General features: G+C 46.8%; 22 protein-coding genes. 20 read left to right on the top strand and 2 right to left on the bottom strand.

Annotated features, from left to right (window positions below):
• Positions 1-83: 83 nt before the first annotated feature.
• The gene (locus tag QYB97_RS07215) at positions 84-806 is read right to left on the bottom strand and encodes an amino acid ABC transporter ATP-binding protein (protein ID WP_301165314.1); all 723 of its coding nucleotides are present in this window, start codon (positions 804-806) and stop codon (positions 84-86) included.
• Between the two features lie 209 nt (positions 807-1,015).
• Between QYB97_RS07215 and QYB97_RS07220 the strand changes: the two genes are divergently transcribed.
• The 18 genes from QYB97_RS07220 (at position 1,016) to paaX (ending at position 18,054) form a co-directional block, all read left to right on the top strand.
• Entirely contained in the window at positions 1,016-2,002 is a 987-nt protein-coding gene (locus QYB97_RS07220; protein WP_301165315.1) for a LacI family DNA-binding transcriptional regulator, read from the top strand.
• A 50-nt stretch (positions 2,003-2,052) separates the two neighbouring features.
• Positions 2,053-3,348 carry an ABC transporter substrate-binding protein gene (locus tag QYB97_RS07225; protein WP_301165316.1) on the top strand — a complete coding sequence of 432 codons (1,296 nt, stop codon included), beginning with the start codon at positions 2,053-2,055 and terminating at the stop codon, positions 3,346-3,348.
• Positions 3,349-3,587: 239 nt separating this feature from the next.
• Positions 3,588-4,841 (top strand): carbohydrate ABC transporter permease, encoded by a 1,254-nt coding sequence (locus tag QYB97_RS07230; RefSeq protein ID WP_301165690.1) that lies wholly within the window; start codon positions 3,588-3,590, stop codon positions 4,839-4,841.
• 28 nt (positions 4,842-4,869) lie between these two features.
• On the top strand, positions 4,870-5,697 hold the full coding sequence (locus QYB97_RS07235) for a carbohydrate ABC transporter permease (protein WP_301165317.1): 828 nt from the start codon (positions 4,870-4,872) through the stop codon (positions 5,695-5,697).
• Between the two features lie 246 nt (positions 5,698-5,943).
• The gene (locus tag QYB97_RS07240) at positions 5,944-6,678 is read left to right on the top strand and encodes an MBL fold metallo-hydrolase (protein ID WP_301165318.1); all 735 of its coding nucleotides are present in this window, start codon (positions 5,944-5,946) and stop codon (positions 6,676-6,678) included.
• Between the two features lie 119 nt (positions 6,679-6,797).
• Positions 6,798-7,787 (top strand): lipoate--protein ligase, encoded by a 990-nt coding sequence (gene lplA / locus QYB97_RS07245; protein ID WP_301165319.1) that lies wholly within the window; start codon positions 6,798-6,800, stop codon positions 7,785-7,787.
• 408 nt (positions 7,788-8,195) lie between these two features.
• Positions 8,196-9,506 carry a phenylacetate--CoA ligase PaaK gene (gene paaK, locus QYB97_RS07250; protein WP_425589783.1) on the top strand — a complete coding sequence of 437 codons (1,311 nt, stop codon included), beginning with the start codon at positions 8,196-8,198 and terminating at the stop codon, positions 9,504-9,506.
• A 128-nt stretch (positions 9,507-9,634) separates the two neighbouring features.
• The gene (gene paaA, locus QYB97_RS07255) at positions 9,635-10,543 is read left to right on the top strand and encodes a 1,2-phenylacetyl-CoA epoxidase subunit PaaA (protein ID WP_425589784.1); all 909 of its coding nucleotides are present in this window, start codon (positions 9,635-9,637) and stop codon (positions 10,541-10,543) included.
• Between the two features lie 15 nt (positions 10,544-10,558).
• A complete protein-coding gene (paaB, locus tag QYB97_RS07260) occupies positions 10,559-10,906 on the top strand; it encodes a 1,2-phenylacetyl-CoA epoxidase subunit PaaB (RefSeq protein WP_301165321.1) in 348 nt (115 codons plus the stop codon).
• Positions 10,837-11,709: a 1,2-phenylacetyl-CoA epoxidase subunit PaaC gene (gene paaC, locus QYB97_RS07265; RefSeq protein WP_425589777.1), complete on the top strand. Its 873-nt coding sequence runs from the start codon at positions 10,837-10,839 to the stop codon at positions 11,707-11,709. Before paaB ends, paaC begins: the two co-directional genes overlap by 70 nt.
• Positions 11,710-11,724: 15 nt before the next feature.
• Positions 11,725-12,231: a 1,2-phenylacetyl-CoA epoxidase subunit PaaD gene (gene paaD / locus QYB97_RS07270; RefSeq protein ID WP_301165323.1), complete on the top strand. Its 507-nt coding sequence runs from the start codon at positions 11,725-11,727 to the stop codon at positions 12,229-12,231.
• Between the two features lie 48 nt (positions 12,232-12,279).
• Positions 12,280-12,585, top strand: coding sequence for an EthD family reductase (locus QYB97_RS07275; protein WP_301165324.1), 306 nt, complete (start codon positions 12,280-12,282; stop codon positions 12,583-12,585).
• Positions 12,578-13,354, top strand: coding sequence for an enoyl-CoA hydratase/isomerase family protein (locus QYB97_RS07280; RefSeq protein ID WP_301165325.1), 777 nt, complete (start codon positions 12,578-12,580; stop codon positions 13,352-13,354). The genes QYB97_RS07275 and QYB97_RS07280 overlap by 8 nt, the downstream gene beginning before the upstream one ends.
• A 13-nt stretch (positions 13,355-13,367) precedes the next feature.
• Positions 13,368-14,138: an enoyl-CoA hydratase-related protein gene (locus QYB97_RS07285; protein WP_301165326.1), complete on the top strand. Its 771-nt coding sequence runs from the start codon at positions 13,368-13,370 to the stop codon at positions 14,136-14,138.
• A 65-nt stretch (positions 14,139-14,203) separates the two neighbouring features.
• Complete coding sequence (locus tag QYB97_RS07290) at positions 14,204-15,082, top strand: 3-hydroxyacyl-CoA dehydrogenase (protein ID WP_301165692.1); 879 nt, start codon at positions 14,204-14,206, stop codon at positions 15,080-15,082.
• Positions 15,079-16,281: a thiolase family protein gene (locus QYB97_RS07295; protein WP_301165327.1), complete on the top strand. Its 1,203-nt coding sequence runs from the start codon at positions 15,079-15,081 to the stop codon at positions 16,279-16,281. Before QYB97_RS07290 ends, QYB97_RS07295 begins: the two co-directional genes overlap by 4 nt.
• A 13-nt stretch (positions 16,282-16,294) precedes the next feature.
• Positions 16,295-17,074 (top strand): enoyl-CoA hydratase-related protein, encoded by a 780-nt coding sequence (locus tag QYB97_RS07300; protein WP_301165328.1) that lies wholly within the window; start codon positions 16,295-16,297, stop codon positions 17,072-17,074.
• 92 nt (positions 17,075-17,166) lie between these two features.
• Positions 17,167-18,054, top strand: coding sequence for a phenylacetic acid degradation operon negative regulatory protein PaaX (paaX, locus tag QYB97_RS07305; RefSeq protein ID WP_301165693.1), 888 nt, complete (start codon positions 17,167-17,169; stop codon positions 18,052-18,054).
• Between the two features lie 61 nt (positions 18,055-18,115).
• On the opposite strand, the gene QYB97_RS07310 is transcribed toward paaX, so the two are convergent.
• On the bottom strand, positions 18,116-18,628 hold the full coding sequence (locus tag QYB97_RS07310) for a gamma carbonic anhydrase family protein (RefSeq protein WP_301165329.1): 513 nt from the start codon (positions 18,626-18,628) through the stop codon (positions 18,116-18,118).
• A gap of 16 nt (positions 18,629-18,644) precedes the next feature.
• On the opposite strand from QYB97_RS07310, the gene QYB97_RS07315 reads away from it, so the two are divergent.
• On the top strand, positions 18,645-19,658 hold the full coding sequence (locus tag QYB97_RS07315; RefSeq protein ID WP_301165330.1) for an NAD(P)H-dependent flavin oxidoreductase: 1,014 nt from the start codon (positions 18,645-18,647) through the stop codon (positions 19,656-19,658).
• A gap of 136 nt (positions 19,659-19,794) precedes the next feature.
• Positions 19,795-20,787 (top strand): ABC transporter substrate-binding protein, encoded by a 993-nt coding sequence (locus tag QYB97_RS07320; protein ID WP_301165331.1) that lies wholly within the window; start codon positions 19,795-19,797, stop codon positions 20,785-20,787.
• Positions 20,788-20,921: the final 134 nt, after the last annotated feature.

A 20,921-nucleotide genomic window follows, 5' to 3' on the forward strand; every position in this document is an offset into this window, starting at 1 on the left:
TAGTAGATAAAAAAACAGGCTGTCGAGAGTTTCTCGACAGCCTGACAGTCCGGCATGACTATGCCGGACTGTTTTTTGTTGGCTTACAGAACCTTGCTCAAGAACGATTTCGTACGCTCGTGCTGTGGATTGCCGAAGAGCTCGGAAGGAACGTTTTCTTCGACAATATAGCCGCCGTCCATGAAAATAACCCGGTCACCGACTTCACGCGCAAAGCCCATTTCGTGGGTGACCACGACCATGGTCATTCCTTCTTTTGCCAGCTGTTTCATAACTTCAAGCACTTCACCAACCATCTCTGGATCAAGTGCGGATGTCGGCTCATCAAAAAGCATGATTTTCGGATCCATTGCCAGTGCCCTTGCGATAGCCACACGCTGCTTCTGGCCGCCTGAAAGCTGGCCGGGATAGCTTGTCGCTTTATCCTGTAACCCTACTTTGGCCAGGAGTTCAAGAGCCTTCTCCTTTGCTTTGGCAGGAGCCATTCCGCGTACCTTGACCGGCCCGAGGGTGACATTCTCCAATACCGATTTATGCGGAAACAGGTTGAACTGCTGGAATACCATACCGACATCCTGCCTGACCAGATTGATGTTTACTTTCGGATCAACAAGATTGTAGCCATTGACGATAACTTCCCCGCCGGTAATATCTTCGAGCTTATTTAAACAACGGAGGAACGTGCTTTTCCCTGATCCTGATGGCCCGATCACACAGACCACTTCCCGTTCCTTAATTTCTGAATTAATATCTTTTAGCACTTCCAGATCGCCAAACGATTTTTTTAGATTGCGCACTTTTATCATAGAGAATGCGTTCCCCCTTTTTCTCTCTTGTCAGATGTTAGTATGATTATACCTGTTAGAAGGCAAGAATGCGATGAATAAACAATATACAAAAACATTATAAAAATTTTCAGAAAAGTCGTTGACCTGATAGGTGATTTCACCTATACTCTATCTATGAAAACGGTTTCATGATTTCGATTTCATAGTTAAAATGAAGGAGAAACGCAATGGCAACGATCCAAGATGTAGCAAAGCTGGCCGGACTGTCGAGAACGACCGTCTCCAGAGTGATCAATCGTCATCCTTATGTGACGGATGAAAAGAAACGATTGGTTATGAACGCGATGGAAGAGTTAAATTACGTCCCCAATTCTTCTGCCCGGAGGCTGAGAAAACAGCAGACAGAAACCATTGCTGTATATGTTCCAAGGATTACAAATCCATTCTTCAGCCAAATGGTGGAAGTTATGGGGAACTATGCTTCAGAGAGAGGGTATCAGCTTATTCTCTGCCAAACAAGCTACAGCCGCAATCAGGAAATTAATTACCTGGAATTGCTGAAAACAAAGCAGGTAGACGGACTTATTCTTACATCAATCGAAAATGAATGGAGCAACATTGAGCCTTATATGAATTACGGCCCCATCATGTTATGCAACGAGTACAATGATCGGGCACAGGTTCCAACAGTTTACCTGGACCAAATTGAAGGGGGGTACATCGGAACCCGGCATCTTATTGAGCAGGGACATACCAGAATCGCCTATTGTTCTGGAGATAACCACGCGTCCCGGGTGGCATCTGACCGGTACAAGGGATACAAAAAAGCCTTGGAAGAGGCAGGTATTGTTCCAAGTGAGGAATGGATTCTCACAAATGCCTATAGTATTAACGATGGTAAGCGGGTCTTCAGCGACATCGCGAAAATGAATGAACGCCCAACCGCGGTTTTTACCGGCAGTGACGAAGTGGCGGCAGGAATTTGGAAAGAAGCTTTGAATCAGAAATGGAATATACCAAACGATCTCGCCATCATTGGCTTTGATGATCAGCCGGTAGCGGATTTGATTGGTTTAACGACCATCAGACAGCCGATTGAAAAGATGGCGCAGCAGGCAATGGGGCAGATGATTGATATCATTCAGCATAAACTGCCAAGCAAAAAAAAGGAAATTAAGCTGGATTTTGAACTCATTAAACGGCGGTCTACCTGATTTGTAAACGAACAGCAGCCCGCAAACCATATTAAAGGGGGATTATCTACATGAACATCAAAAAAATCTCAAAGGTCATGACAACATCGCTTGCTCTTTCTCTCGTTCTGTCTGCGTGCAGTGACAATAAGGCCAGTACAGACGAGAAGAAGGATTCTGCAGATAAAGGTAAAAAGGTTGAACTGATTTATGCCCGCGGTAAAGATGATACAAATGCCACTCAAAAAATGGTAGCTGCATTTGAGAAGAAGTATCCGAATATTGATGTGAAATTCCGTGAGATGCCGGCTGATACCGGGAAACAGCATAACGCTTATGTAACCGCTTTTAATGCAAAATCGGACGAGATTGACGTTTTTGATATGGATGTGGTTTGGCCGGCGGAGTTCGCTCAGGCAGGCTATGTTATGCCGCTCGACCGCTTTATACAGAAAGACGGAATTAAGCTTGATGAATACAACGAGGGAGCGTTAAGCGCTTCTAAATTCAAAGGAAAACAGTGGGCACTGCCAAAGTTCATTGATGCCGGGATGCTCTTCTACCGTACAGACCTCGTAAAAGAGGCGCCTAAAACCTGGGATGACCTTTTGAAACAGGCAAAAGAGGACAAAGGAAAAGGCGGTACCAAATTTGGTTACCTCATGCAGGCGAAGCAATATGAGGGGCTTGTCTGTAATGCGGTTGAGTTCATCGCTTCTTACGGCGGAGAGATCATTAATGATAAAGGTGAAGTGGTGGTAGATTCACCTCAAGCCGTAAAGGGGCTGAAGAAACTTGTCGAAGTGGCCACTTCTGATGTCGTGCCAAAGAACGTTACCACGTTTGCAGAGCCGGAGGGCCATACGGCATTCATAAACGGACAATCTGCATTTATCCGGAACTGGCCGTATCAGTTTGCGCTCGCAAATGACAAATCGCAATCCAAAATCGTCGGTAAAGTCGGCGTAGCTCCGCTTCCTGCCGGTGACAAGGGACCTGCTGCTGCACTCGGCGGCTGGCAGGCCGGAATCAATAAGAACACAGATGTACCAAAAGAGGCTTGGTTGTTCCTTAAGTTTATGGCCGGTGAAGAAGGACAGAAGATGGATGCAATTAACGGCGGCCACGCACCAACAATCAACAAGCTCTTTGATGATCCCGACGTGCAAAAAGCTAACCCATACTTTAAAGAGGAAGGCTTTGTAAATGCCCTTAAATCCGCGGTATCCCGCCCTGTAGCACCAAACTATACGGAAATCTCGGACATTATCCAAATCCAGGTGTCCAAAGCGATCGCAAAAGAAATCACACCGGAACAAGCGGCTAAAAACATGCAAAAAGAGATTTCTTCCAAAATGGAAAAGTAATGGTTAAGGGTTAAGCGCATAAGCCTTCATATATTATGGAGGCTTATGCCTAACAAATATTGGTATCGATTCCAGAATGGAATGGATGGACTGCTGCTACGCCAGTCCATCGATTGCATCCGTATCACAAGGGAGTGGCAAATGTGGAAGTGAAATATGATTCAAATCCAAGTCCGAAAAAGGAACCTGAACGGACGAAAACATCTTCACGCAAAAAAGGAAAAGCGTCAGAAAAAAGGCTGGCGTACCTGCTTGTGGCTCCATCTCTGATCTTAATTCTTCTAATCGCCATCTGGCCGGTCCTGCAATCCTTTTATTACAGCCTGTTTGACTTGCGGCTGAACAATCCAACCAAATCGGAAGTTACATTAACCTATCATCTGGATCTGGAAAAGTATCTGAACAGTTATCCATTTTTAATCAATGTCCTGGAAGACGAAGCGGGCAAAGCAAAAGGCTCTTCGGCTGAAACGTTAAATGGATTGATCGCTGAGCTAAAAGAGGTGGATGCCGGAATCCAGGAAGATTCTGCTGTTAAAAAGCAATATCAGCAGGTGGATGATAAGCTGACCAACATGGAACCGGTGAGTGAAGAGGTAAGCTCAGTAAAAGTCGATAAAAGTGATGCGCTGAAACTGGATAAAACGCTTCATAAGCTGACAGCGGAAGTTAAGGGATTAAAGGGCCTTAAAAATGAAGAAGATGCACTGGGGCTTTCTTCCTCCCTTAATGAAGCGGTCATCCAACCCAATTTTATTGGATTGGAACATTACAAAAACAATCTGACAGACAAGCGAATGTGGATGGCGATCTGGAATACAAGCGCCTTTACGATTGTTTCCGTATTCATCGAGCTTGTCATTGGTCTGGCGATCGCCGTACTGATTAACAAAGCCTTTTTCGGCCGGGGGCTGGTAAGGGCCACTATTTTGATTCCATGGGCCATTCCAACAGCAGTATCCGCAAAAATGTGGCAATTTCTGTACGACGGGCAAAACGGGGTGGTAGCTCACATTTTTGAGAAGATCGGACTTGTTGACAATGCCACCGATCTTTTGACCACCAACCTTGGTGCGATGTTCTCCATTATCTTTACCGACGTCTGGAAAACGACACCATATATGGCACTTCTGTTGCTTGCGGGGCTGCAGACCATTTCAGCTTCATTCTACGAAGCTGCCTCCATTGATGGAGCCAGCAAATGGAAGCAGTTTACGACGATTACTCTTCCATTATTAAAATCCAGCATACTGGTCGCTTTACTGTTCAGAACCCTGGATGCTTTCCGTGTGTTTGACCTTGTGTTCGTTCTCACAGGCGGAGGTCCTGCCAACTCCACAGAGACGATTTCCATCCTGGCCTACAAGCGGATGTTTGAACAGACCAATTTTGGGGACGGATCCGCTTTGTCGGTTATTGTTTTTGTATGTGTGGCCGTCATTTCCATGATCTTTATTAAATTTCTTGGCCGTGACCTGCTGACCGACAGATAAGAATCGTGTATAAAAGGAGTGAGAATTTGTGAATAAAAAAGCAGGGCCGTTGTTTTATGTTTTTCTTGCCATCTTTGTATTCCTTGTCATGTTTCCATTTTTATGGATGCTGATCAGTTCCATCAAACCTATAAATGAACTGTTCGGCGACAAGGCATTCACGCCATTTACCAGCCGTCCGACACTTGATAATTATATTTCCGTCTTTACCAATTATCCATTTTTGAAATATTTATGGAACAGTTTTGTAGTGTCAGGTATCACCACACTGTATACGGTTCTGATCGCATCATTTACTGCTTATGCGATCGCCCGGCTTAAATTCAGAGGGAAGACCGTGATTCTGGGATTGGTATTGTCGGTCTCAATGTTTCCGCAGATTGCGACCATTTCGCCCATCTATATCTTATTGAAGAATATCGGGTTGACCAACAGCTATCTCGGATTAATCATACCGTATACGACCATCACGCTTCCGCTTTCAATCTGGATTCTTGTTACGTTTTTCAGAAAGATTCCATTTGATCTGGAAGAGGCTGCTAAGATGGATGGTGCTACCTTGATGCAAACCTATTGGAAGGTTATCCTTCCGCTGGCTGTGCCCGGAATCTTCACTACGGCCATTCTGGTTTTCATTGCAGCCTGGAATGAATTTTTGTTTGCTTTGACGATCAACACTGAAGAAAAATTCAAAACTGTGCCGGTGGGCATCGCCATGTTTGAAGGGCAGTTCACGGTGCCCTGGGGCGATATCACCGCTGCAACCGTTATTGTTACGATACCGCTCGTCATCATGGTACTGCTTTTCCAGCGCAGAATCGTGTCAGGGCTTACCTCGGGTGCTGTAAAAGAATAAGAGTAAAGAGGCTGTCCTGAAAGTGAAATTGACATTCAGGCAGCCTCGTTTTGCGTAAAAAGCTTCCATGAAAAGTTGATTGTAGTGCAAGGTGCGAGACTCCCTCGGAAAGCGAGCGGCCTGGAACGAAAATCAACGGCTTTCAGACTTCATGGACTGCCCCTTTTTTGCTTTTTATCAAGTTTTGTTCAAACCGAATTTAAGGGTACACTATTAATAACTATAAACGAAACTGGGAGTGAGAAGATGAAATTAACCGTTATTGGCTATTGGGGCGGCTATCCGGGAAAAGGAGAAGCTACCTCGGGATATCTGCTGCAGCATGAAGGATTCAATCTGTTGATCGATTGCGGAAGCGGAGTTCTTTCCAATTTGCAATCCTATATCCAGCCGGAGCAATTGGATGCCGTTATCCTGTCTCATTATCATCATGATCATGTCGCCGACGTTGGTGTTCTGCAATACGCAAGACTCGTCCAATCCTTTCTCCAGTCAGGTGTTGAGCCGTTGCCGATTTACGGCCATCAGGAGGACGAGCAAGCCTTTGCCAACCTTACCTACCGTGAGGCAACGAAAGGAATTGCTTATAATCCAGAAGAAAGACTGGCTGTCGGCCCGTTTTCCATCAACTTTCAGAAAACAAAGCATCCAGCGGTTTGTTATGGAATGAGAATTACAGCGGGGGATCAAACCATCGTTTATACAGCGGATTCTGCCTATCTTCCTGAATTTATTCCTTTTAGTACCGGAACCGATCTGCTCATTTCGGAGTGCAACTTTTACAGTGATCAGGATGGCAGCGGCCCCGGGCATATGAATTCGCATGATGCAGGGAATCTGGCAGCAGCATCAGGTGTGCCGTTTCTTCTCCTGACCCACCTTCCCCATTATGGTGACCGGCAGCAGCTCGTTTCTCAGGCGGGAGAAAAATTTGAAGGGAAAATTGAAACCGCCTATGCAGGCTGGACATGGGAAAATTAAAACAGCATCCATAAATTGCTGCCTTTACGAAAGTCAGACAGCTTGCTATTCTTTTAAAAGAGTTGTATAACGAAAAAGGGGAATTTTTTTCTAACTGAGCAGTGAAGGAGAATAGATCTATGCTGTTTATTGATAATCGTAATATTACTGATCCAAGGGTGAATTTGGCGATTGAGGAATATGCGCTAAAGCATCTTGATATAAACCAAACCTACCTTTTATTTTATATTAATGAACCCTCTATTATCATAGGGAAAAACCAGAATACCGTAGAAGAAATTAACGCTGATTATGTGCGCGAGCATAACATACATGTGGTACGCCGGCTGTCCGGAGGGGGCGCAGTCTATCATGATACCGGCAACCTGAATTTCAGCTTTATTACCAAAGATGACGGTAATTCTTTTCATGATTTTAAAAAGTTTACCGATCCTGTCGTAAAAGCCTTGAACAAACTGGGTGTGAACGCGGAACTGACAGGAAGAAACGATATTCAGGTAGACGAAAAGAAAATTTCAGGAAATGCCATGTTCACGACAAAGGGACGGATGTTCAGCCATGGAACGCTGATGTTTGATTCGGAAATTGAAAACGTGGTATCTGCCCTTAATGTAAAAATGGAGAAAATCCAGTCCAAAGGCATTAAGTCCATCCGCAGCCGTGTAACCAATATCCGTGATCATCTCGATCAGGACATGACGATGGACGAATTCAAGCAAACCCTTCTTGCCTACTTGTTTGAAGAGTTTGAGGATGTGCCGCGCTATGAACTGACCGAGGTGGACTGGGAGAAAATCTATAAGATCTCCGAAGAACGCTACGATAACTGGGATTGGAACTACGGAAAATCACCGAAATCAAACGTCGAGCTCTCCAACCGGTTTACCGGTGGATCGGTAGAAGTGAAGCTGCAGATCGAAAGAGGTATCATGAGGGAATGCAGAATTTATGGAGACTTTTTTGGAGTCGGCGATGTGCACGATATCGAAGAGCGTCTGATCGACAAACGCTATGACCGCGAAGAAATTGAGAAAGCACTGAAAGACATAAATATGCGCCATTACTTCGGCAATGTTTCAAAAGAAGAATTTTTGGATTTACTCTATTAATATATTGATGGAACACAGTGGGCTTGCAGGCACAGCCGGACTGTGTTCTTTTTTGATTGATTTCAGGGTCAATAAGGCGTCACTGATAAGGTGATAGGAGTGTAAGGTGCGAGACTCTTTCGGGAAAAGCGGGACAGATGAGACCCCGCAGGAGCTTGCGACGAGGAAGTAGGTGCTCGCACCGGTAAGGCTCAGCGCCCGCCCGAGGAAAGCGAGCACCTGAAGCGGAAATCAACCACTTTCAAGTCTATAAGGGATATTTGACAGAATAATCGTAAAACGGTAAGCTTTAGAAAAGTATTACATATAAAACACAACCGAAAATAAAACGTCATATTATTTCGTTTATTAATGAAAGGGCTTACAATTCTGTTCAAGAGGTGAATAGCTGTGATCTTTAATGCGGAAATGGAATGCATGACTCAGGAAGAAAAGCAGAACCTTCAACTCTCAAGGCTGAAAGAAACGGCCGCAAAGGTGTATGAAAGGGTGCCGTTTTACAGAAAAGCTTTTGCGGAAAAGGGGATTTCTCCTAAAGATCTCCGTTCAATGGAGGATATAAAAAAGCTGCCATTTACAGTAAAAAAAGATCTCAGGGATAATTATCCATTCGGATTGTTCGCGGAGGAAACGAAGAGTCTTGTGCGCGTACATGCTTCTTCAGGAACCAGCGGCAAACCGACCGTCGTTGGATATACGGCCAGAGATATTGAAAACTGGAGTGAAATGGTTGCCAGAAGTATTGCCATAGGCGGTGGAGAACCAGGGAAGTTTCTGCATAATGCCTACGGCTACGGATTATTTACCGGAGGACTGGGCCTTCATTATGGTTCGGAGCGACTCGGCATGGTTACAGTGCCTGTTTCAGGGGGAAATACGGAGCGCCAGATTCTGCTTATTGAAGATTTCAAGCCGGAGGTTATCTGCGGAACGCCATCTTATGTTCTGACCATCGCAGAAAAAATGGAGAAAATGGGGAAAGACCCGCGTTCTACCTCCTTAAAATACGGTATTTTCGGGGCGGAGCCATGGTCAGAAGAAATGAGGGCAGCTCTTGAGGAGAAGCTCGATATTAAGGCCAATGATATTTATGGACTGAGCGAAGTGATGGGTCCTGGTGTAGCGATGGAATGCCATGAGGCCCAGAATGGCCTGCATATTATGGATGACCATTTTTATGTCGAGGTTATTGATCCAAATACGCTTGAGCCTCTTCCAGAAGGAGAGCCGGGAGAACTGGTGTTTACCAGTTTAACAAAGGAAGCTTTTCCGGTAATCCGTTACCGCACAGGGGATATTGCTTCGCTTCATACAGAAAAGTGCGCGTGCGGACGAACTTCGGTCCGTATGTCGAGGGTAAAAGGACGCATTGATGACATGCTGATTATCCGCGGGGTGAATGTATTTCCTTCAGAAATTGAGAATTGCCTTCTTAAGGTGGATGAACTTGTCCCTCATTATCAGCTTCATGTTCATGCCGAAGGGTTTAGGGAAAAGGTGGAGCTTCATGTTGAAATGACAGAATCATGTTTCACCCTAATCGAACAAAATTTAAACCATGACCAAATGAATCATCTGAAGCATCAGATCAAACAAGCGGTCAAAAGCAGCTGCCTTGTCAATCTGGAAATCCATGTACTTCCGCCAGGCTCCATTCCTCGTTCAGAAGGAAAGGCAGTCCGTGTCGTCAGGCATAAACCGGCTCAGCTGGAAGTGTAGGTAGTTGTTATTTATATGACGTTATTTTATAATAACGGTAAATATACGTAATATAATTAGGAGGGGCTATTGTGCAGGCAGGTCTCAGGTTTGAGCAGTTGACCAATGAAGAGAAGCACCAGCATTTTATGGAAAGAATTAACCGCGGTGAAAAGATTGAAGCAGATGACTGGATGCCGGATGATTACCGAACGAGCCTGATCCGTCTGATATCCATGCATGGCATTTCGGAAATTATGGGAGCGCTTCCAGAGAAGGAGTGGGTTCCAAAAGCACCTTCTCTTCACCGCAAATTGGCTATCATGGCGAAGGTACAGGATGAAATGGGGCACGGACAGCTCTTGTTGCGTGTGGCAGAGGATCTCATGGCACCGCTGGGCAAGACAAGAGAAGACATCATGCAGGACCTTTTTTCAGGGAAGCTGAAGTTTCATAACGTGTTTCACATGGAAGCGCCAACCTGGGGAGATGCAGGGATGATTGCCTGGCTGGTGGACGGTGCGGCCATTATTTCACAGAGCATGATGCTTGATTCCTCTTATGGACCGTACGCGAGGGCGTTGAAGCGGATTTGTGCGGAAGAGGTTTTTCATGCGCAGCACGGAGAAAGCATCATTCTTGCTCTGGCGGAAGGAACTCCGGAACAGCGTGAGCTTCTGCAGGACTCACTTAACCGCTGGTGGACATCGCTGATCATGTTCTTTGGCCCGAAATCTGCCAAAGAAACAGGCAATTCCAATGCTGACAAAAACATTATGTACAAAATCCGCACCAAAACCAATGAAGAGCTGAGACAGGAATTCTTTACAAAATATATTCCAAGAATCTGGGCGCTCGGCCTCACCATTCCGGATGAAACCATTCACTTTGATGATGACACACAAATGTGGATTTACCAGGATGTTGACTGGAGCGAATTTAAACAAATTGTTTCTGGAAATGGTCCCCGTTCACAGGACCGCCTGGATTTAAGAAGAAGATCCTATGATAACAACGGATGGGTTCGTGAGGCGCTTGCCGCCCAAAAGGCAATCTGAGGAGAGTGTTAACGGATGAGCGAGCTAGAAAATCAATTTTATAACGTGTATGAAGTGTTCAGCAAAAAGACAGATAAATCTCCATTTCAGCATCAGTTCAGCCTGCTGGCCCCAAATGCCGATATGGCTCTTGTAATGGCGAAGGAAAATTTCTTTCGAAGAGAAACGGTGGCGGACATCTGGGTTGTCAAACGGGAAAATATTCGCGGCCTGACACAGGGTGAACGGGAAATGCTGAAGCGGATGGATAAGAACTACCGGGAAACAAAAGGATACGGCTATTTAAAGAAAAAATGGCGCGACTACAACCAGGAGCAATTTACGGAGAAGCACATCATGGGTGGAAGGGAAGAGAGCCGGTGAACAACAAGACAACGAACGATCCAGAAAAATCAGCGCTTATTGAACTGATTTACCAGCTTGGTGATGACGACTTCATTCTGGCCTACAGAGGTTCTGAGTGGCTGGGGCTGGCACCCCACATCGAAGAAGATGTTGCCTTCTCATCCATCAGCCAGGATATGATGGGTCATGCCACGATGTATTATCACCTTTTAGAGGCATTGGGGGAAGGAGAGGCCGATGAACTGGCTCATCTCAGAAATCCGGAAGCCTTCCGCAATGCCATCCTTCTTGAAAAAGTAAACGGCAGTGGCACCTATCTCGATAAGCCGGATTATGACTGGGCGTTTGCGGTTGTAAGAAACTACTTTTATGCTGTTCATAAACAGGTTCGCCTGGAATCTCTCAGATTATCATCCTATGGGCCGCTTGCAGATGCCGCAAGAAAGATCATAACCGAGCAATACTATCATTTAATGCACTGGGAGCTGTGGTTCAAACAGCTGGTAACGAGTACAGAAGAAGCCAAAAAGCGAATGTTTTCAGCAGTGGAAACAGTCTGGAAGGATTTTGGCGGGGTGCTTACACTCGGTCCCTCCTACAGCGAAATGGTGAAAGCCGGATTCATAGAGGATGAGAACCTAATGAAAAAACGCTGGCTGAACCGAATCGAAAAGATGTTTCAGGAGACCGGTGTGCCGCTGCAGGGCGAGCCGCTGATTGAAAGCGGAAACGGTAGAAAGAGAGAGCATACGCAGGATTTAGCCGATGCGCTTGCCACTCTTTCGGAAGTCTATGCGACCAACCCGGCGTCCGGCTGGTAAGAAAGGAGAGAGAACATGGAGGCGGTGTTGCAGTCTATGAATCTCAAAGAAAAAATCCTGCTGGCATTAAAGGAAGTCAAAGATCCGGAAATTTCATCAGTGAGCATCCTTGATCTCGGCATGGTAGAGGAAGTACAGGAAATAGAAGGATCCGTGATAATCAAGGCGCTTCCGACGTTTGCAGGATGCCCTGCACTTCATATCATCGAACGGGATATAAAGAAAGCAGTGAGTAAAGTAGAGGATGTTAAAGAAGTAAAAGTAGACTTCGTGTTCTCCCCGACCTGGACAACAGACCGGATTACAGAGGAAGGAAAAAGCCAATTAAAAGAATTTGGCATCGCTCCGCCTCCGGCCAATCACGTGATGGGGGAACCATGGAGCATTGACTGTCCATATTGCGGATCATCCTATGTCACCATGGAAAATATCTTCGGGCCTACTGCCTGCCGCAGCATTCTGTATTGCAAATCGTGCAAAAACCCGTTTGAAGCCATGAAGCCCGTCGCAGATATGAATTGAAAGAAAGATAGAATACCAAAAAAAACATATAAAGAGAGGAAGATTTGAATGGTCAAATTAATCGCCCTTTACAAAACTCCGGAAAATAAGGAAAGCTTTGATGAGCACTACTACGGTACACATACGGATGTTACAAAAAAAATTCCGGGTCTTAAAAAGATGGAAGTTACCCGAATTACAGGCTCACCAATGGGAGACAGCAAGTACTATTTGCTCTGCGAGATGTACTATGATGACCATGAATCCCTGCAGGCGGGCATGAAGTCTGCTGAAGGAAAAGCCTCCGGAAAGGATTTAATGTCATTTGCGGGAGATTTGGTTACGCTGATGATCGGTGAGGAAGTGAATGGCTGATTTTCAAAGCATTAAAACAAAAGTGGAAGACGGGATTGCCCTCATCGAGCTAAACCGGCCCAATGTGCTGAATGCCATCAGCAGAGGCATGGTCGCTGAAATCCGCTCCGCCTTTGAAACGTTTGACAAAGATGAGGCGGTCAAGGTGATTGTTCTCACTGGAAACGAGAAAGCGTTCGCTGCCGGGGCCGACATTGATGAGATGATGGAGGACGATGCGGTCACTCTTGAACTGCTTAATCAGTTTAAGGATTGGGATCAGCTGCACACCATTAAAAAGCCAGTGATCGGAGCAGTCAGCGGGTATTGCTTTGGAGGCGGGTTTGAGCTCGCTTTGTGCTGCGACCTCCTGTTTGCTTCAGAAAAAGCCCAGTTTGGCTTTCCTGAAATTAAGCTTGGTGTCATGCCAGGTGCAGGAGGCACAGTCAAGCTGACGAAGCTGATGGGGCAGAAGAAAGCACTTGAGTGGCTGTGGCTTGGTGAACCGATGACGGCGAAAGAAGCGGAAAAACACGGGATCATTAACCGGATAGTCGCTCCCGAGCTGGTGGTGGAAGTGACTCTGAAATTTGCCCGCACCATCGCCGGGAAAGCACCGCTGTCTCTTCGGCTGATAAAAGAATCCGTTCAGTTTGCCGCCGATCATTCCGTACATGACGGCATGCAGCTTGAGAGAAAGAACTTCTATTTGCTGTTTTCTTCTGAGGATCAAAAAGAAGGAATGAAAGCTTTTACTGAAAAACGGCACCCCCATTTTAAGGGAAAATAAGGAGGAGCGGTCCATGTTTGAAACGATAAATTATGAATCCAGAGCCGGGGTGGCCTGGATCACGCTGAACCGGCCGGAGAAGCTAAACGCCTTTACGGCAGTAATGCACAAGGAAATGCTTGCGGCTTTAAAGAATGCGGGAAAGGACAAGGATATCCGCGCCATCGTTATTACGGGAGCAGGCAGGGCTTTCTGTTCGGGACAGGATCTTGGCTCAAGCGACAATCCGGATTATGGTGAAGTACTTCGTAAAGGATATAATCCAATGATTCAGGAGTTGGTTTCGATCGAGAAGCCTGTAATTGCGGCAGTCAATGGTGTGGCTGCGGGAGCCGGGATGAGTCTCGCGCTCGCTTGCGATTTCAGGATTGCTTCTGAAAAAGCAAGCTTTATTGAGGCTTTCATCCACGTGGGTCTCGTTCCGGATTCGGGTAACCTTTATTTTCTTCCGCGGCTTGTCGGCCATGCGAAGGCCATGGAACTTGCAGTACTGGGTGAAAAAATTTCTGCAGCCCAGGCAAAGGAATTCGGGCTGGTGACGAAAGTTGCAGAAGAGGAAGCCTTTATTCAGGAAGTGGAGGCTTTTGCTGTCAAGCTTGCCAGCATGCCAACCAAAGCCATCGGTCTGATCAAGCGGTATATGAACAAAAGCTGGGAAAGTGATCTGAGCGAGGTTCTGGAATATGAAGCCCTTGCCCAAAAAACTGCTGGGAACACCGAGGATCATAAAGAAGGTGTTTCGGCATTTATGGAAAAACGAAAGCCTGCATTTACGGGAAGATAATAGACAATAAAAGCGGGCTGAAGGGCTCGCTTTTACGATATTCTTAGGAAGTGGAGGAGATGGCATTGATAGAATCCATCGTTGTTGTGGGATCAGGTGTAATGGGAAGGGGCATTGCGTACGCTGCCGCCGCAGGAGGTTTTCATGTGCAGCTGGTGGATGTGCAGGAAGAAGCGCTGCAAAATGCCCGTGGAGAAATTGAAACGATTTTTTCTAAAGGTGTGCAAAGAGGAAAGCTGACCGGTGAGCAGGCAGAGGAAGCAAGAAAGCGGCTTTTTTACTCAACCTCTCTTTCTGATGCTGTCAGCAGTGCTGATCTGGTCATTGAAGCTGTACCTGAGAATCTTGACATAAAAAAAGCGGTGTTTACTGAACTTGAGCATGCTGCGCCGCCGCATTGTTATCTGGCGACCAATACCTCGACGATGAGCCCGACTGAAATCGGATCGTTTACCTCTCGTCCTGATAAAGTAATTGCCATGCATTTCTTTAATCCTGTACATAAAATGCCTCTGGTTGAAATCGTCCGCGGCCACGAAACAAGTGACGAAACCGCACAGGCCGCCAAAGAAGCAGCTGAGCGGATGGGGAAAGAAACAGTAGTGGTAAATGAATTTCCAGGCTTTGTAACAAGCCGGATTTCAGCAATGGTCGGAAACGAAGCCTTTTTCATGCTTCAGGAAGGTGTCGGAACACCGGAAGAAATTGATAAAGCGATTAAGCTGGGCCTGAATTATCCGATGGGGCCATTCGAGCTGGGCGACCTGGTCGGGCTGGACACGCGCCTGAACAATTTAAATTACCTTCACCAAACGCTGGGAGAGAAATACCGCCCGTGTCCGCTGCTTGTTAAGTATGTAAAAGCAGGCCGTCTTGGCCGGAAGACAGGGCGCGGAGTTTATGATTATACATCAGAAGCAGAGAAGGGCGGCGTAACGAAATGAGAGAGGTCGTAATTGTAGATGCTGTGAGAACGCCCATTGGCAGGTATAAAGGCAGCCTCAAATCCGTCAGGCCGGATGATCTGGCCGGCATCGTCATCAAAGCGCTGCTTGAGCGGAATCCCGATGTGCCAGTGTCACAGATTGAGGAAGTGGTTCTTGGAAACGCCAATGGTGCCGGTGAGGACAACCGGAATGTGGCGCGGATGGCAGCACTTCTGGCCGGGCTCCCAGTCGAGGTTGGGGGAACGACGATCAACCGCTTGTGCGGGTCCGGGCTTGATGCGGTCATTTATGGAGCCAGGGCGATCATGGCAAATGAGGGGGACATTTTTATTGTTGGCGGAACGGAGAGCATGACGAGAGCTCCTCTCGTAATGGCAAAACCGGACGCAGAGTTCCCGCGCGGAGACATGAAAATGTTTGATACGACAATCGGATGGCGGTTCGTTAATCCCCTGATGAATGAACAGCATGGCACCGACTCTATGCCGCAGACAGCAGAGAATGTGGCGCAGCGGTATAACATCACCCGCGAGGCGCAGGACCAGTTTGCTGCAGAAAGCCAGCGCAGGGCTCACCAAGCAATTGAAGAAGACCTGTTCAAGAATGAGCTGATTCCGGTTAAAATTAAAGATAAAAAAGGCAATGAAATCATTTTTGATAAAGATGAGCATCCGCGGCCGGGCACGACGATTGAAAAGCTGTCCCAATTAAAGCCTCTGTTTCCCGGCGGCACCATTACAGCAGGAAATGCTTCAGGGGTGAACGACGGTGCAGCCGCGCTGCTCATAATGAGCGCTGAAAAAGCGAAGGAGCTTGGCCTCAAGCCGCTTGTGCGCTATAAAGCATCAGCGGTTGCGGGCCTCGAACCTGCAGTGATGGGGCTTGGTCCGATCGAAGCCAGCAGGAAAGCCGTGCAGCGGGCGGGCCTCACGATGGGCGATATGGAACTGGTGGAATTGAATGAAGCCTTCGCTTCTCAATCGCTCGAATGCATCAGCCAGCTTGAGCTCAATCCGGAAAAAGTGAATGTAAATGGCGGAGCGATTGCATTCGGTCATCCGCTCGGTGCAAGCGGGGCGAGGATTTTGACCACCCTCATCCACGAGATGAAAAGACGGAAAGCGGGATACGGACTGGCCACCATGTGCATTGGGGTCGGCCAGGGGATTGCTGCAGTTGTTGAAAACATCGAATAAAGGAGAGAACCACATGCCAGAAACCATTCTTTATGAAGTGAAAAATCATATTGCTTATGTCACATTGAACCGTCCGGAAGTTCTTAACTGTTTCAACTTTCCCACGCTGCAGCGCCTCGGCGAAGTGGTCGAAGATATTCATCACAATCAGGACGTGCGTGTTGTCATTTTTACCGGTGCCGGTGAAAAAGCTTTTAGCGCAGGCGCCGATTTGAAGGAGAGGCGCACGCTTTCTGAAGCGGAGGTAAAGCGGAATGTAAAGAAAATCCGCGATGTTTTTTCCAGCATTGAGGCGCTTCCGCAGCCAACTATCACAGCCATTAACGGCCATGCGTTCGGAGGCGGCTTTGAACTGGCGCTTGCCTGTGATATCAGGGTATCAGTGGAGGCGGCTTCCATGGGGCTTACCGAGCTGAGCTGGGCTATCATTCCGGGTGCAGGAGGCACACAGCGGCTGCCGCGCCTGATCGGCCAGGCAAAAGCGCTTGAGCTGATTTTGACCGCCAAAAAACTCAGCGCCGCCGAAGCCGAGCAATACGGCATTCTTAACCGGACAGCTTCCAGAGAGGAATTGATGGCAGTATGCGAGGAGTACGCAGCGGCTATATTAAAGAATGGCCCGGTTGCTGTACAGCAGGCAAAGTATGCGGTTAAACACGGGATGGATACGGACCTGCAGACAGGGCTGGCGATTGAAGCCAAAGCGTACGAATTGACCATTCCCACAAAAGACAGGATAGAAGCGCTTGAAGCCTTTGGCGAAAAAAGAGCACCAATGTTTAAAGGGGAATAGACCAGGGGGACGCAGATGTCTTGTTCCAGCCCTCTGGTTTTGGTAGGATTAGAGTCATTAAAAATGGACAGTAAAACGAATGAGGGAACATGATGCAAAACAGTTTAAATACAAGATCAATGATTTTTACGCTTTATGGGGATTATATCCGGCACTATGGAAATGAAATCTGGATCGGCAGCCTCATCCGGCTGCTTGAAGAATTTGGCCATAATGAGCAGGCGGTAAGAGCCGCCATTTCCCGGATGAACAAACAAGGCTGGATTGTTTCGCGAAAGCAGGGAAACAAAAGCTATTATTATTTAACCCCGAGAGGCGCCAGACGAATGGATGAGGCGGCCAAGCGGATTTTCAAGCTGCAGCCGGAAAAATGGGACGGTTCCTGGTATATGTTCACCTATACGATTCCCGAGGAGAAGCGCAGCATCAGGGATGAGCTGAGAAAAGAGCTCGTTTGGAGCGGCTTTGGTCTGTTGGCCAACAGTTTTTGGATCTCTCCGAATAATCAGGGGCAACAAATTAAACAGATGATGGAGAAGTATGAAATACAGGATTATGTCCATTATTTCACGGCAACATATGAGGGGCCGCACAAAAACGCAGAGCTTGTTAATGAATGCTGGGATCTTGCGGAAACGAACAAAAAGTACGATGTATTCATTAAAACGTATTCCCAGAAATATGTGATCGATAAAAATAAAATCGAAAAAGGCGAAATGAGCGATGGAGAATGCTTTGTTGAGAGAACGAAGCTTGTCCATGAATACCGGAAGTTCCTTTTTGTGGATCCCGGCCTTCCACAGGAACTGCTGCCTTCGGACTGGCTCGGTGATTACGCGGCTTCTCTATTTGGTGATTATTACAGAACACTCGCCGGCCCTTCAAGCTCCTTTTTTGAAAAGATTTATAGGGAAGGAAACGAGCTGAAGAAGGATAAATCCTATAACGCGCTCAACCATCCGCTCATTCAGGAGCTATAAGCCTTTGATTCAAACAAAAAAGCACTTCCGCCCTCTAAGGGAAAGTGCTTTTTTAAAACGGCTATGTTAATTCCTGTTTACATTGCTGACCTTTTTGCCGGTACGTTTCAATGGTTAGCGAGATAATTTCTAAATCCTTGTCAGTGAGTTCTCTGACCACCTTGCCGGGGGAGCCCATCACCATTGTCCGTGGAGGAATCTTTTTGCCGGAGGGGACGAGTGTATTTGCTCCAATAAACGCCTGCTCACCAATCTCGGCGCCATCGAGTATCGTCGCTCCCATTCCGATCAGGGCACCTTTGCGGACGGTGCATCCATGCAGGATCACATTGTGCCCGATGGAGACCTCGTCTTCTAATACAAGAGGAAATTGTTCATAAAGGTGCAGTGTGCAATTATCCTGGACGTTGCAGCGGTCACCTATCGTAATAGGCCCTTCATCTCCGCGCAGAACGCTGTTGAACCAAACACTGGATTCCTTGCCGATGGTCACATCGCCAATGATATGTACGCCGGGTGCAATAAAAGCGCTTTCATGTATTTGTGGTGTTTTTCCGTTAAACGGATAATTCATATGCAACATCCTTCCTTTGGTTTTACCTAAGTATAACAGATTCATAGAAAGGAGAGAGAAGATGAACAGAGTCTGCAAGTTATTGGGAATCAGCTATCCGGTGATTCAGGGAGGTATGGGGAATGCCAGCAACGCCCCTTTGACAGCTGCTATTTCCAATGCAGGAGCACTTGGCACCATTGGAGTGGGCACCCGTTCTCCTTCAGAAGTAGAAACGCTAATTCAAGAGACAGCCTCGAAAACAGACAAACCCTTTGCTGTAAACGTTCCTCTGACTGTAGCATCTAACATAAAAGAAATTTTTCAGCTTATCGTTAAATACAAAGTACCGGTGGTTTCCCTGTCAGCGGGCAATCCGTCACCCTACATTTCCAGGCTGCAGTCCCATGGAATAAAAGTCATGTGTGTGGTGGGATCAGTCTATCACGCAAAAAAAGCAGAGGATGCCGGGGCGGATGTGATCGTGGCAGAGGGGTATGAAGCAGCCGGCTTGAACTCTCCGTTCGAGACGACGACCATGACCCTTATTCCTCAAGTGGCAGATGCCATCACTGTACCGCTGGTGGCTGCCGGAGGAATAGGAGATGGACGGGGCATGGCAGCAGCGATGGTTCTCGGAGCGGAAGCTATCCAGCTCGGAACGCGTTTTATTTCAGTAAAGGAAGCACCATTCCACTTACTCTATAAAGAAGCCCTTATAAAAGCGGGAGACAGGGATACCATGGTTATCGGCCGTTCGGTTGGCCGGATAAGGAGAGTAATGCGCGCCGCTTACTCGGAGCATCTATACTCCCTTGAAAATAAGGGGATGACCCTTGAAAAATTTAATGAGATGACAGCTGAAGACCGCCATTTGGCGGGCGCCATGGAGGGTGATTTTGAAGAAGGGTATATCAACAGCGGCCAGGTTGCCGGGCTGATTAATGACATGCCTTCAGCAAGCGAATTAATTCAGTCGATCACGAAAGAGGCGCTGGCGGCTTTACAAGCCCAGAAAGAGAAAGCCAGCCAGTGGCAAAACGTGAAATAGCCTTTTAAAGGAATAGAATTTATAATATAATAAATTTTGTAAATAGTTCGACAAATTACGGAGACATGGCCGGTCAACAAGGGGAATTCAGCATGATAGGGAGATGTCTGATGAAGCAAAAAGGGGGAAAAAGAGAATGAAGACGTGGAAAAGTTTGCTTGGCGTTTCTCTTGCTGGAGTGCTGATGCTTGGCGGCTGCGGCACAAAGGAAGGAAAAGAAGTAAACGGTGAAGCCAAGGATAAGGAGATCAAAATCGGAGTTACCCAAATCGTGGAGCATCCGTCACTTGATGCTGCTTACAAGGGCTTTAAAAAGGCGATCTCAGCCAACGGAGTGAAGAACGTGAAGTATGATGTTCAGCTTGCTCAGGGCGATCCGAACAATTCACAAACCATCGCGAAAAACCTGGTTGGGGATAAGGTGGATTTGATTTTTGCGAATTCCACGCCAAGTGCACAGCACGCTCTTAATGCTACAAAAGATATTCCTATCGTGTTTACATCTGTCACCGACCCGGTGGGAGCAAAGCTCGTGAAAAGCTTTGACGAGCCGGGAGACAATATTACGGGAACGACGGATACGCATCCGGACGCAATCCCGAAAACCATTGAATTTATTGATAAAGAGACCGACGCCAAAACCGTTGGACTGATCTATAACAAAGGAGAACAAAATTCCGTCGCACAGGTGGACCTCGTTAAAAAAGCCATGAAAAAATCAGATCTCAAGCCGGTTGAGGTCAGCGTCTCCACTTCGGCCGATGTAAAACAGGCAGCGGAATCCCTTGTAGGGCGTGCGGATGTTTTTTACATCATCACCGATAACACGGTCGTTTCTGCGCTCGAATCCGTCATCAGTGTAGCGGAGGATAAAGATATTCCAATGTTTGCCGGTGAGCTGGATTCAGTAAAGCGCGGAGCTTTTGCCGCTTATGGGTTCGATTATTATGACATTGGTTATGAAGCAGGAGAAATGGCCGCGAAAATTCTGAAGGGCGATAAAAAGCCAAGCGAGCTGAAAGTGCAGTACCCTCAAAAACTTAAACTTGTTATCAATAAAAAAGCAGCAGAAGCGATGGGTGTCAAATTGAAGCCGGAATGGAAATCGAAGGCTGAATATACAGAGTAAATTATCCTATAATTCCCTAGTAATTACAGGGTAATTACCTAGTAATTACAGGGTAATTACCTAGTAATGCATATGTGTTGGATTTGGCACAGAATGTCATGGGTCAAATCCGGCACGTTTTTTATGAGGTTTCC

Origin of the sequence: Fictibacillus fluitans (assembly GCF_030418125.1) — a bacterium.
Taxonomy (GTDB): domain Bacteria; phylum Bacillota; class Bacilli; order Bacillales; family Fictibacillaceae; genus Fictibacillus_C; species Fictibacillus_C fluitans.